This window comes from Methylophilus glucosoxydans (assembly GCF_042676145.1).
Taxonomy (GTDB): Bacteria; Pseudomonadota; Gammaproteobacteria; order Burkholderiales; family Methylophilaceae; genus Methylophilus; species Methylophilus glucosoxydans.
Window position 1 is genome coordinate 14675 of record NZ_JBHTJW010000003.1, and the last position, 15068, is coordinate 29742.

Annotated in this window: 4 protein-coding genes; all 4 read left to right on the forward strand. The window is 46.6% G+C overall.

The window, feature by feature from the left end; genetic code table 11:
• Nucleotides 1–148 precede the first annotated feature (148 nt).
• The 4 genes from ACFQ1T_RS11820 to ACFQ1T_RS11835 all read left to right on the forward strand — a co-directional run bounded on the left by ACFQ1T_RS11820 (nt 149) and on the right by ACFQ1T_RS11835 (nt 14822).
• The gene (locus ACFQ1T_RS11820) at nt 149–946 is read left to right on the forward strand and encodes a PEP-CTERM sorting domain-containing protein (RefSeq protein WP_194747428.1); all 798 of its coding nucleotides are present in this window, start codon (nt 149–151) and stop codon (nt 944–946) included.
• A gap of 83 nt (nt 947–1029) precedes the next feature.
• Complete coding sequence (locus ACFQ1T_RS11825; RefSeq protein WP_194747427.1) at nt 1030–2535, forward strand: hypothetical protein; 1506 nt, start codon at nt 1030–1032, stop codon at nt 2533–2535.
• A 341-nt stretch (nt 2536–2876) separates the two neighbouring features.
• Nucleotides 2877–4577 (forward strand): ShlB/FhaC/HecB family hemolysin secretion/activation protein, encoded by a 1701-nt coding sequence (locus ACFQ1T_RS11830; protein WP_228518686.1) that lies wholly within the window; start codon nt 2877–2879, stop codon nt 4575–4577.
• Nucleotides 4578–4628: 51 nt separating this feature from the next.
• Entirely contained in the window at nt 4629–14822 is a 10194-nt protein-coding gene (locus ACFQ1T_RS11835; protein WP_379077004.1) for a filamentous haemagglutinin family protein, read from the forward strand.
• Nucleotides 14823–15068 lie beyond the last annotated feature (246 nt).

Below are 15068 nucleotides of genomic sequence, written 5' to 3' on the forward strand. Positions count from 1 at the left end.
TCTTTTTGTTTTGAACTAGTCCATGTGGACTAACTGCAAATCATATGTATGACATGCCAGCCTGACAATATTTCTGATGTTGTGTTTTAAATCGCCATCTTGATGGTCTGTTCTTTCAGCTGTTTTTAATAATTCTTAGGAGAGGTTTATGAAATTTCAATATAAAGCATTGGTAGCCGCGTTGGCGTTGTCTACAGCATCCTTGTCTGCACAGGCGGCGTTTGATCTGAACGCAAGTGGAGACTCCAGTTTCTTCCTGACTGTAGTTGATAACACCAATAATGTTTCTGCATTGTTTGATCTTGGTTTTAATAATAGCCAGTTCAGCGCTATGGTTTCCCAAGCAACAGCAAATGGTGGTGTATTGAGCTGGGATCTGACAAAAGGTGACTACGCAAGCGCATGGAGCAGCTTCTGGTCAATTGCCCAAGATAATGCTGCTTTGCAATGGGGTGTAATGTCTGCTGACAACACAGGTGGTGCAGCAGGTTCGAGAAACGTTATCACTACTTATGCATCAGGTACCAAGTTTGTTTCAACTACGCAAATGCAATCATCATTAACAAACTTTGATGACTATTTGAAAGCTAACCAGAGCTTAGGTAACCACGCTGATGTTGCAAATGGTGCTAGTACTGCTACAGCAGGAGCAGCTTTTGCTGAAAGTAAGGCCTATGGCACATCTGGTCGTATTAATGGTACTGGCTACGATACAACAAAACGCCTGGGTGAGGTAGCTGATATTCGTCAAGTGTTTACAGGCGCTAACGCACCTGCTCCAGTTACAGAATTTACACTGGGCAATGCAAATGGCCGCTATACATTTAGCCTGAGCAGTGCCGGTGTGTTGACCTTTGCTGCTCCTGTTCCAGAAGCTGACAGCTACGCCATGTTGTTGGCAGGTTTGGGTGTGATTGGTCTGGTTGCACGTCGTCGCAAGGCTTAAGAACAACATTAAAAGCCATGAATTGAAAGCCAGCCAAAAGCTGGCTCCTCATCATATAGATACTTTTACTGAAGGAAGCGAAAATGTTTACATTAAATAAACTGTTGCTGGCTGTTGCTGGCACTTTGATGGCAGGTCAAGTATTTGCTGTGCCAGTGACGCCAGATGATATTAAATCAGCCAAGCAAAATGGCAGCCTGCATGAAGCTTGGATTTCAGGCGCTTCTGCACCTACATACAATGTGTTCCAGGGGTTTGCTGCTGGTTGTGATCCAGATACCTTGTCATTCTTCCATGATCAAACAACCACAAATGCTGTAAGACCAGGCTCTGCAGGCGATAACCTTGGTTATGCTTGTAAGCGTGGCGGCACTGTTTCAGTGTTGTATCACACCATTGCTGGTGGCTCTTATAACGCATTTGCGCCCCACGTTGATGGCGTTAAATTAACTCGTCTTAAAAATCTGAATAGCTTATCCAACAACGGCTGTGTGGCTGGGCCTACTATCCGTGTGAATGACAACCAGACTGCTGTTCGTGTTTATCGTACTTGTGCTACTGGCGTTGGTGCAACTCTAAATGACAATGCACCAACCTTGCCAGCAGGTGGTTTTTCTGATGTTGAAGCGCAATTGTTTGGCAAAGATGTCAGTGCTGTGGGTTCACAAGCACCTGCTAACGTAGGTCAGGTATTTGGTGTTGCAGTGTCTGCCCCTCTGTATCGCGCATTGCAAACTGCACAAAAAATTGCCAAAAATACTGATGCGTTAGACCCAGGTTTCGATCCAGAAAACGCACCTAGTATCAGCAGCGCGCAATACACGGCCTTGATTACTGGTACTTATACTGACTGGAACAATATTGTTCCAAGAGCTACTTGGGACAATATTATTGGGAGCAATAAAACGGCTCAAATACGTATTGGTCGTCGTGTCGATACTTCAGGTACACAAGCCTCTTCAAATGCGTTCTTCTTGAAGAACCCATGTAATGGTGATCCTGCGATTTTGGGTGCATTGCCTCCACAATCTGCAGCATCTGCTGCAAGCCTTGAGGTTCCTACATACATCGTGACTGAGGATTCCTCTACCTCTTCACTGAAGTCCAAGTTCAAAAATTCCACATCAACACAAGAAGATGATTATGTAATTGGCATTATGTCGCTGGAAAACAACTGGCGTACAGAAGTTAATACTGCACGCAATGGTTACCGTTTTATCAAGGTTGATGGAATTCACCCTGAAATGCCACAAGCAGGGAAGACTTACGCTGCTCAGGAAGCTGTGAATGGCGTATTGGTAGACGTAACAACGACTAAGTATGATCCAAATGCCCGTTTCAATGCTGCCAATGGCCAGTATGGTTTCCACATGGAAATGGTTTCATTTGTGGCTAACTCCGCTGCTGGTACTTTTGGTGAGACAGTGATTGGTGAGATCGTGGGTGCATTTGCAGGCTTGGCTTGTGCTGATGTTCCACGTGGTTTGACATTGAACCCACTGGCCGGCTCATCATGCGTCGCTGGTGAAGAAGTGGCAAAAATGACACGCAGTGGTAACAATTGCCAAGCAAACCAGATGTTGTTCTAAGTCATAGTAATCACTACGATCAAAAGTCGTAGTATGCTGATTTAAAGCACACCTTACCAGGTGTGCTTTTTTATTTATGCTCTGGTTTTTGAATGCTCGTTGATGTATACACAGCACCATTCAAACGCATTTTTCAGCCACCCACTGATTCATTGATTCGCATTCGATTGCTATAGAAACGACTTGATCTCATCGGATCGCTGCAATGACCCACTCGGGCTAACCAAATCAGCCACCGGACTAGTCCGCATTTCATCTTTGTGACACGGTGTGCTCTCAAAATGGCAAGCCTTAAGAAGCGCCTTTGGCGATTCAACTGATTTTGAAAGGGCTTGCAATTGTTGCTACGTGTAATAACTTTGACCTGTGCGCTTTGGTCTTTTGCCTTGTATGCGGAGGAGACCGAGCTATCTGCACCAAAACCGATGAATGCATGGGGCACAACAATTAGCGACGAGGCTAAGGCGAAAGCACTGGTCGAACCACAAGCAGAAAACAAAGATCAGTTTGATATTTTTGAATATGTGATTGAGGGCAATACTGTTCTGGGTATTTCTGACATTGAAAAAGCGGTTTACCCCTATCTTGGAGAGCAACGCACGATTGAAGATGTCGAGAAGGCACGCAGTGCGCTTGAGAAAGCGTTTCATGATGCGGGTTATCTCACCGTATTTGTGAATATTCCCGAGCAGGAAGTCAATGCCGGGCTTGTGAAGCTGGACGTGCTGGAAGGCAGGGTTGAGCGGCTCAATGTTGTTGGCTCCCGGTACTACTCTCTCGGTAAGATCAGACAAAGTGTTACCGAGTTCAAGGAAGGTCAGGTTCCACATTTTCCAACTGTGCAGAAACAAATTGCCTCAGTGAATATCAATCAGGATCGTGTTGTCGCGCCTGTGTTGCGCCCTGGCAAAACACCTGGCATGGTCGAAGTGGATTTGAAAGTAGACGACAAGCTTCCATTACACGCCAGTATGGAATACAACAATCGCTATACGCCTAACACGACTAAAACGCGGCTTTCCGGCAACTTGAGATACGACAATCTATGGCAGAGCGATCATAGTCTTGGTTTAGGTTTTCAGGTGACCCCTGAAGATACAAATCAGGTCAAGGTCTTTTCAGCCACCTATGTGATCCCTTATGCCGGAGACTACTGGGCCATTTATGGTGCGGTTAATGAAAGTGATATTAGTGCTGTGGGTGATTTGAATGTGGTCGGCAGGGGGGATTTGTACGGACTGCGCTACATCCATCCGATGCCTAGCCCGATTTCTGGATTTAATCACAATGTGACACTCGGTGTCGATTACAAGGATTTTCAGCAAAATACTCGGCGATTGGGTGCCGACTTGGACAGTAATCCGATTACTTACTTGCCTTTTTTGATTGGCTACAACGGCAATCTATCTACCTCTGCAAGTACAACCAAACTGGACTTGAACTTTGTGTTTTCTACCAAAGCGTTGGTCAATGATGAAAAAGAGTTTGCACTCAGGCGTTATTTGGCGCGGCCAAATTTTTCTTATTTGCGCGGTCAGCTTGAGCACACACACACCTTGCCATACCAATGGCAAGCCTACGGTTCTATTGGTGGTCAGGTCACAGGTGACTCTTTGGTTTCCAATGAGCAGTTCTTTTTGGGTGGCCTAGATACCGTACGCGGCTTTCTTGAAGCCAGTGCGCTCGGTGACAATGGTGCCAACCTCACGATGGAGTTGCGGACACCGCCCTTGCAAAAATATGTTGGCTCTTGGGTGAAAGAGTTACGCCTGCTGGGTTTTTATGACTATGGTCTGGCCAAAACACGTAATCCACTTTCTTTTGCCGACGACAGGATTTCACAAATTGAGCGCTATATTTTGTCGTCTTATGGATTTGGCGTAGATGTAAAAGGCTTGCGAGGGTTATTTATGCGGCTGGATTTTGCCCGCGTTTTGCAGTCAAGCTGGGAGCTTGAAAATGGGCGGAGAGCAACCAAACCTGCTGGTATGTATGAAAGCGGTGATACGCGGTTGCATTTTAGAGTGGGTTTCGACTGGTAATACAAAAACTGACTTTTGTCAGTGGGTTCCTGAAGTATATGAGGTGATGTGATGAACAAGTTACGATTCAAATTGGTATTTAGCAAACGTTTGGGCATGCTAGTGCCTATTGCGGAAATTGCTCGGACGCATCAGAAAACAGAGAACTCTTCCAGCCGCTCTTCAACAGGTGTACGGGCGGCAACGATTCAACCCTCTTTATGGCGCATCTCCAGCGCAAGTGTTGCCTTGCTATTGGCAGGCTATTTGAGCTGGGTTTCATCGTCAGTGTTTGCAATGGATGCTAATACCTTGCCAACAGGCGGCAGCATCGTTTCTGGTGCTGGCAATATCCCGACAAATCCAGTTGGGAATATTCTGGATGTGACCACGACGACCAGAAATGCTGTCATTCGCTGGGATAGTTTCAGCATCGGTTCAAACGCAGCCGTCAAATTTATAATGCCTGATAGTTCCTCTAGTGTGCTTAACCGGGTGATGGGTAGTACTCCCAGTATCATTAACGGCCTGCTTGAGGCGAATGGCCATGTTTATATCGTCAATCACAATGGCATTTATTTCGGCGCTGGTTCACAAGTCAATGTTGGTTCGTTGACTGCGACCACACTGGATAACGTGTTCGACAAGAGTATTGAGGATGTTTACAACCGGGGCATTTTGTCTAACCAAAATGAGCCAGTGTTTTCATTTGCTGATGCTGTTGGCATCATTGAAGTCGCTGGGGCCGTTTATAACGAAAAAGGCGAGTTGGTCAAAAAAGGCGCTGAGATCAGAACAGCTCCTAATGGTCGCGTGATGTTGTTAGCACCAGATGTGAAAAATAGTGGTTTGATTTCAACCCCGGATGGTCAAACCCTGCTGGCGGCGGGTAAAACCATTTACATGGCCAAACAAAATGAAAATATTCTGGTAGAGGTTTCCTCTGGCGGTACGGTAAAAAATATTGGTCAGATTGTCGTCGGTAACGGCAATGCGAGCCTAGTTGGTTTAGCAGTAAACCAGGAGGGCAGAATCACAGCTACTACCTCTGTCAGAAACAACGGTAAAATTCTTTTAAAGGCTGAAGAGATTCAATCTAAAGGTACACCTGCGAATAACCGTTTGGGCACCGTTACGCTGGCAAAAAACAGTACCACAGAAGTGTTGGTTGATATTGCGAACACTGAAGAGGCCGTTCTTGCTCAGAAGGTCGGGGAGAAAAATCAGTCTATCGTTGAAATTCTGGGTAAAACCATTGATATTCAAGGCCGCGTGACGGCCAACGCTGGGCAGGTGAATGTGACGGCAAACTCAAATGGTATAGGAGAGTCCAGAATATTTTTGGGTGAAAATGCGATTATTGATGTGTCTGGCGTAGATGCAAATGCCCCGATGTCACGTAATCAACTCATCATACAGCTTTACTCAGAGCAGTTGAAAGACTCACCTGTGCTGCGGGGCGGCCCATTGTTTGGCGAGTTCCTGTATCTGGATTCAAGAGACGGAACGCCTATTATTAGTCAGGCAGTCATCGAGCAGGCCAAGCAGTCACAAAAACAAACCATTGCCGAAGCTATGACTAATGGTGGTAGCGTGAAGTTTACAGCAGATGGGGTGGTAACCAAAGCAGGTTCTGTGGTGAATACTTCCGGAGGTAAAACTACCTATGCATCTGGAGCAATTAAAGAAAGCAGGCTGCTCTTCAATGGTCTATGGGTAGATGCCTCTGATGCTCAGGCCGGGGTCGCTTATGAGTCTACGGGTACAAAATTCACTATCAAAGATCCACGGTGGAGTGCGACACGCACTTGGGATTTAGCTTCAAGCCCTGATGGCACATATCAGGCTGGCTACGTACAGGGTGGTAATGCAGGGTCTTTTACTGTTAACTCAAGTCAACTGGCATTGCAAGGTGATCTCGTTGCCAATACGACAGCAGGTACTTACCAGCGTGGAGATACAGCTAATCGTCTGACACCTCAGGGAGGTGCCCTCAATATCAACTTTACAGGTAACAGTACCCTGAACTTTGTCAACCAGTTGAGTGACCCGTTGAACACGGCTTTTAATGCCAATAGTGATTTAAGTGATAAGCAAAAAGCCGTTTCAGAAATTGACACCAAGGTGTTGCGTCAAGGGGTTAATCGATTAGTTGTGAATGCGAACAGCCAGATCAATGTCAACACGCAATTACAAGCCAATCCTAATGGCAGTATTCAACTGGATGCCAATGGCGGTTTAAATGTCAATGCCAATATCATTGTGGCAGGAGGCAATATTACGTTGGCTGCCAGCGAGCGTAACAATGTAGTTTTGGCTAAGGGAGTCAACATCAATACCTCTGGCCTGTTAACCAATGATAAACCTGGCATTGCAGGTGCCATGACAGGTTTGGTAATCAAGGATGCTGGCAATATTACGGTGGCTGATGGTCTAGTCATGCAAGATGGCGCAAGGCTAGAGGCTAATGCAGGCGCTTGGATCACGCAGGACAAAACTACAGAAACCGGGCATGGCGGTGATATTAATGTCACGCTGGCACAAAACAAGGTGGATCGAGAAGCTTTTTCAGCTTATGGTTTCTATGATGATGCTAAAACTAGTCAGGGCGGCAAGCTGACAGTCAACTTACAAGGTGATACAGGTTCGAGTCAGGTCCGGAATATTCAGTTGGGAGGAGTTAATCCTGAAAAAGCCGAGACTTTGTGGCTTGATGAAGGCTTTGTCAGTCGCGGTGGTTTTTCGAATTATGTGTTAAGTAATGAAAGTCGCGTGGATGGTGATATTGTTATTGGTCAATCTGGTGTGAGCACTCTAATACAACCACAACAAAATGCTCGTATCTTGATTGATAGTGCCCTAGTTGCAAGCAGTGGTAGTGCAATCAATAGCGTTTCATCAGTCACTGCACCTCCTGCTATTTTCCGCAGCCCCGTGGCATTAACCATGAAAGCAGGAGACGATCTTACGCTACACGAAGGTGCCGCGATCATCACACAGGCACCTAACAGCAAAAGTGACTTAAGAGGAAATGTGAATTTAACTTCCAAAGGGCAAATGACCATTTTGGGAGATATTACAGCACCGGCCGCAAGCATTTCATTGACGGTTCAGCGGCCAGATGGAATGGATCCGATTACGCCTAACAAGCAGTTTGATCCGACCTTAAGCCTGTTTGTCGGAGAGAAGTCGGTACTCTCGGCCAGAGGTCAATATATTGCACCACCAACAGTAGACGGGACTCTTAATAACGCAGTGGTACTCGATGCAGGCCATATTACAGTTAAGTCTGGTAACGGTGTAGTCATCCTTAAAGAAGGAAGTCAGCTTGACGTGTCTGCCGCTTCAGGTCTTGTAGATTTGCCAACCGTTAACAACTTTGTGCGGCAACAGGTGGATGGCAAGGCCGGTATCATCGAAGTCGAGGCGCGTGATGGCTTGGCGTTAGATGGCAGCATGATAGGTAAATCTGCAGGTCAAGGTGAAGGCGGTACATTAAGAGTCACGCTCGGCGGTGATACTTGGAGTGCGATTGAGAAAGATGATAACAATCCCTTGTTTTTCGCCAATGGTAAGCGCTTGTTAACGGTGACACAAACCAAGAAAATGATGGCTGGCTTAAATCAACCTGGCAGTGATGCAGGCAATCTCATCCAAACCAATGACCCTGATCTGCCTTTAACTAATGCTGTTGGTAAAGGGCAGGTTTCGCAAGCCCAAATCGCCGAAGGCGGATTCGATCATGTGCAGTTAAAGGTGAATAATGCAAACGGCAATCCGGACAGCAAGATTATTCTAGAGTCTGGCACTGTACTCTCAGCACCTGCTAGTGTGACTCTAGATGCAACTGCAATTGCGGGTGCTGGCCGGATCCAAGCTTCGACAGTGAGTTTGAAAAATACCGGTAGTGTAATACTGGATGCACCTGCTAACGGCAATGGAGAGATGGTGGTTGATGCCAATTTCATTGACCTGATTGGTAATGTGACACTGGACCAAGTGTCATCAGTAAAGCTTAACAGTAAAACCGACATCCGTGGACGTGGTGTAGCCAATGGCTTACAGAGCATTGGTTCATTGACCGTCGCTAACAAGCTGGCGATGGATGCAACGCAAATTTATCCAGTCAGCGCAGCCACTTTTAATATTAACGCTCAAGGTAACCAGAGCCGAGTTGAGGTCACGAATTCACAGGGCATTAAGCCACAAGTTCCTATGTCTGCTCAGGGCAAGTTGACTATTAGCGCCAATCAAATTTTGCAAGAAGGTAATTTGCGCGCGCCCTTAGGTGAAATCAATTTAAATGCCAAGCAAAGTTTGGTGTTGGGTAAAAACAGTCTGACTTCTGTTTCTGCCGAGGGGAGTGTGATTCCTTATCTCATGACCGTGTTAGGGGGTACAAGCATGGTAGAGCAGGAAGGGAATGAGCAAGCAATTGCAAAAAGTAAGCTAAACGAAAAGAAAATAACACTGAATTCCAGCAGTATTGACTTACAGGCTGGAGCCAAGGTAGATATCTCTGGTGGCGGGGATACACTCGCTTACGGATGGATACCAGGAATAGGCGGCTCAGAGAATGTGCTTGCCAAGCAGGGGTACTATGCGGTCTTGCCTAAATTGGGTCAGCAATATGCGCCGTATGATTACTTGATGTATGGCAGCAATAATCCCTCAGATCTAAATGTCGGGCAGGCCATTTACCTGAACGGCGGGAGTGGACTGGCGGCAGGGACTTATACCTTGTTGCCTGCGAGATATGCCTTGGTCCCAGGCGCTTATCTGGTGAAGGTCAATACTGACAGCGTGCCTATCAATACCTCACTGATCCAGTTAGATGGTTCCAGCAATATGTCGGGTTATTTTACCCGTCTGGACGGCACCAGCCGAGGCCAGTTTGCCAGCTTTAATGTCATGAGTGGACAGGTCTTTTATAACAACGCTGGCACAAAAGACTATAAAGGTCCTGCAGAGTATTTAGTGACGTTGGGCAACCAGTTTTTTATGAATAAAGCCAGCCAAGATGGAACTGTTACTCCTCAGTTGTCTACAGATGCCGGGCAACTCTCTATCAGTGCAACATCGCAGTTGAATCTTGACGGTCAGATTGTGGCGCAAAAGCCAACTGGTGCAAAAGGCGGGTTGGTTGATATTTCATCTAACAAAATCCAGGTTGTCTCGAATGTGGGGGCGGTGCAAGACGGGGTACTGCAATTAAGTGCCAAACAGTTATCTAATATTCAGGCTGACAGCGTACTGTTGGGTGGGGCGCGCAGCGTTTCTGGTAATGCGCAAACCATTACCACGCAAGCGTCCGAAGTCACCTTCACTAATGATGCAAACCATGTGGTAGAAAATGCAGAGTTGATTGTCAGTGCGAAAGACAAAGTCAGTGTTAAGTCAGGTGCAGTCATTAAAACAACAACCGCTGCAGCCAATCCTGGAAATGTGACTTTAAATACTAATGGTGATGGTGCCTTGCTGGCCGTTTCCTCCAGTAATCATTTAAGCTTTAACCGGACAGGTGCCAATGGTGCAGCTGGCGAACTTGAGATTGATCAAGGCGTCAAGGTAGATGTTGCTCGCTCTGCAGTTTTTGATGGAACAAAGGTTTTTGACAAATCTGGTGATGTGAATGTCGCCACTGGCGGCAGCTTGACATTAGGCTCGCAGCAGTTTGCGCTGGGTGACAGTAACCCGAATGCCGCCACCAAAATTGATGCTGCCACCTTGCAAAGTTATGGTCACTTGTCCTCGGTAGCGCTTAATAGCTACAAGCAAATTGATATCTATGGCGCACTAGATTTCGGATCTCGTAATTTGAATCTTATGTTGAATTCGAGTGGTTTGGCGCATCATGGTGACGGCAGTGTCGTCATCAATGCAAAAACGCTTACCTTGAGTAATACGCTGGGAAATAGTTTTGTGACTCCTCAGGATACAGGAACATCACAGTTGACGTTGAATACTGAAAACACAGTATTCGGTGCTAGCAATCAATTGAATATTGATGGTTTTGATCAGGTCAACGTCAATGCAGCGCAACAAATCAAATTTGCGGATACGGGCAAGCTCAATATCAATGCCGCAGAAACTAATTTGCGCTCTGCTGTGGTGACAGCAGACACGGGGGCCAAATATGACCTGAGCACAACCGGCGCTTTAGACCTGCTCAATAACGGCAATACTGCTGCAGCGACCACTGGCCTGGGGGCAAATGTTGCCTTGACATCGCGTGCAACGACGATAGCCAATCGGGTAGAAATGCTGGCTGGGCAGTTTAAAGCCACTTCAACTAATGCAGACTTAACGGTGGCTGCTGGTGGGCAGTTGGTTACGAAAGCGGCTACTGTCCAATTTGACCAAACACATAGTAAAACGACCAATGCGGGCAATGTGACACTCGTTTCAAATACTGACAATGTGGCGGTGGCCCAAAATGCGTTGATAGATGTCTCTGGTGGTCAACAGGCCGGTGATGCTGGCAGCTTGACTGTAGAGGCCAAGCGTGGACGGTTTACTGTCGCAGATGGCACGCTTAAAGCCAGTGCTGCTGGCAAGCAAAAAAATGGGCAGTTTAATCTGGATGTCAACCAGCTAGATAACTTTAGTGGTGTGAATCGGGCACTGGAGAGCGGCCAGTTTAATCAGACGCGTGATATTCGTGTCAGAAGTGGCAATGTTGATATTCAGGCTACGGATATGGTGACTGCTAAACAGTTTTCCTTGGGGGTAGATAACGGCAATATTCAGGTAGCGGGTACCGTGAATGCGGATGGCGATAAAGGTGGAGATGTCGCCATGTATGCCAGGGGCACGGTCACCCTTAAAAACTCTGCCAAAATTACCGCTAGAGGCACACAAACCAATCAATCTATTGGCGATGCGCAAACTGGCTCAGGTGGTAAGGTGTTGCTATCATCCAATAGCTTGGCAACGACAGATGCAGTATCGGCTGAGAGCGGTGCATTGATTGATGTAAGTGGCTACGACAAAAAGACAAATAGCAATGTAGGTGTGGATGGCGCAGATGGCACGGTTACTTTACGTGGTCGCCGTGGCATCAATGACACTGCTGATACCGTTAATGTGGCTTTTAATACCACTGGCGCAATTAAAGGCGCAAGTGAAGTGAGGGTCGAGGGTGTCAGGACCTATACACAACCTAACCTCACGCTCGCCAATCTGGCTCCAGTCATTAATGATACCAATAGCTTTTATAACGCTAACCTTGGTGCGGGCAGTTATGCCAATACACAAGATGGTTTGGCGGCGCAAGTATTGCCTTATATCGAACTTAGAAGCACCGCTGGTAATACTGCGACTAACATGACCTCCAGTACCGACCTTAACTTGCGTGCATTAGGCACCTTGATAGCAGGCAGAGGAGGTGTGTTTGCATTGCGTTCGAGTGGTGACCTAAGTCTGAATAGCGTCAGTGATGGTTTTAGTACTGCATTAGCAAACACAGGCGTCTTGCAGGATAAAATCAAGACTTTTGATTTGAATTTTGTGGCGGGAGCAGATTACACCTCGGCAAATGTGAATAAAACAGTCGCAGGCATAGGTAATTTCACACTGGCCAATAACAAGATTATCCGAACTGGCGAGGGCGATATTACTATCTCATCAGGTAATAATATTACGCTCGGCACAGGTGTTATTTACACAGTTGGTAAAGCGGATATCGGTGCCGATGGTTTTACCAAACCATCGGCAGCCACCGCGGCTAGCTATGTGAACAACGGGGGTGATATTCATATTGAAGCACAAGGGAATATTTCAGGCACTGCTACTACGCAAAGTGTCAACCAGTGGTTGTTGCGTCAAGCAAGTAACGCTTCCAGTGAAACGGATACCAGCTGGTGGGTACGGCCTGATTTGTTTCAACAAGGCGTTGCCGCACTAGGCGGTGGTGATGTGAATATCACTGCTGGTGGTAATATCACTAACGTCTCAGCCTCGTCTGCTACCAATGCGCAGTTTGATAACAGAGGGGCTAATGCCACCAACAATAGTGTTGTCAAAGGTGGTGGCGATGTGAATGTCAGCGCGGGAGGGAATGTCACTAATGGTGTGTATTATGTTGGTCGTGGTAAGCTGAATATTGATGCCGATGGAAACATTGGTAAACCAGAAAATGCGCCTGCCAACTCACAAGGTCTGTTGATTGCCCTGCAAGATGCAAGTGCTAATGTCAGTGCCAATGGCAACGTCAAGGTGGATACTGTATTTAACCCTACGTTATGGGCACAAGGTTCAACCAATTCTAGTGTGGCAGCTAATAATAGCTATTTTAATACATACTCAAATCAAGCTAGTTTTGAAGTTTCTTCTCTGGTTGGGGCAGTGCAACTCGGCTTGCAACACAGAGACAATATCTCCTCCGCAGGTTTAAGTACCGCAACGGGGTCGCTTAAGAATCATGACTATGGTGCAATACATCCAGGTATAGTCAAAGCAACTGCGTTTTCGGGTGATATCACAGCGTACAAAATGATATTGGCACCTTCGCAAAATGGACAATTGCAATTGTTAGCCGCTAATAATGTCATTGGTGTTACTTCAACATCAACAGGTGGGCAACTCCCCACTGCATCAGTCATTATTTCGGGTGCGGATGTTTTAAATCAGTTTACGATTAATCAACCCTTTGTTGGTAATGCAGCAGATGGCACATTAGTTGACTTTGTTGCAGCATTCAAAACTGGTCAAGCTGCAATACCTGTGCACACGGGGGATAGCAGTCAATCGATCATTATTGCAAGAGCGGGTAATGTTGAGTTTAAAGGCCGACCGTCTTCCAATGCCTCTGATAATGTTTATGGCTTGAAGTCATCGATGCCTGTTTATATCAGTGCGGGCCAGGATGTGACCATGCACGCTTCTATACAGCATAATAATCAGGGTGATATTTCTATTGTCAAAGCGGGTAATGACTTTGTCATGGATCTGCCCAATCCGGACGCCGCGTTTGTGGTCCATGGTCCTGGCGATTTGTTGATTGAGGCCTCCCGTAATATTAATCTTGGCAAGACCAACGGCATATTGTCTGTCGCCAATACTGTTAACGCTAATTTGCCCGAAAATGGTGCCAATATCACCATACTGGCTGGTTTGAGCAAAGATGGTGCAGCAATTAACGAGTTTGTAAATACTTACATTAACCCAAATGGTACGGGACCCCAAGCGATTGCTGGAGATACGCAAAAATTAAGTGCATACCGCACTGTGGTGGCCGATAGTGTTCAAGTATATATGCAAAATAGAACTGGCAAAGTACTGAGCAAGGAGCAAGCGATGGCCTTATTTTTGGCACTTTCTGTCGATGAGCAGAAGCCACTTGCTTACGCAATGTATGGTATAGAAATGACCAATGCTATAGTTGATTATGTACAGACTGGCAAACCCATCCGAGGTGAGGAGCTGATCGCAGCCATGTTCCCCAATACTCGTAAATATGAGGGGGATATGTTGATGTATCAGAGTCAGGTTAAAACCTTGCGCTTTGCGGACATTAATCTACTCACACCTGGTGGGCTGATTAATGCTGGTGTCCCGGCTACAACTGGTGATGATGCCGGTAAAGATATCGGTATTGTTACCGAAAAAGGTGGTGCATTAAGAGTCTATGCTGATAAAGGCTTTGAAATCAATCAGTCCAAAGTCTCTACGTTATTTGGTGTTAAGGGGGGGGGCAGTGATCAGGATGCCAATGGAAACTTGCTTGGAGTTCGAGGCAAGGGAAGTGATTTGAGTGCATGGGTGAATAACGGAGATATTGACGCAGGTCGAGGCTCCAAGACTGCGTTGGCTGTACCTGAGCGCTTGGGCAAACTTGACGATTTTGGTAATCGGATTGTTGAGCTGAAAGGGGTCGCTGCAGGTAGTGGTATCAGTACCTCAACCTATGATCCTGATGGGCCAATAGGCATTCAAAAAGAGGTTAAGGCTGGTGTCGTGTTTTTAGCCGCGCCCAATGGTGTCCTCGATGCTGGTGAGGCAGGTGTTTCATCTGGTGCAGATTTGTTTGTTGGCGCGCAAGTGATCAACAACGCAGCTAATATTTCTGCCGCCGGCACTTCTGCTGGCGTGCCGGTTTCTGATACTGGCAGCTTGGCCGGGGCCGCTTTAAGTGCAACCAATACTTCAGCGGGGGCCACCAATGCGCTGACTGAGAACATCGCCAATCAGATGAATAACCAGAGCGTTGCGCCCAAGGAATTGCCACCGATTGTGACAGTTAAAACGATCCGCCTAGAAGATTAGCCGGTGACGTTTCACAATTTTACGCCCGCCTTTTGGTGGGCGTTTTTATTTCTGATCCCTACCTCTGCTGAGTCATGAAGAAGTGTCTTTCTATGGGCTGTTCTGACCACAGCCGGACTACCAGTCCGTAGTCAAGCAAGACTAAAAAAGTACAAATCCCCCCTTGTTTTTAGCAGATTTCATAGTCCGAGCTACCTAGTGTTATGGCGCGAAAATTAATATTGGCAGCAATCTAAGTTGCTAAAG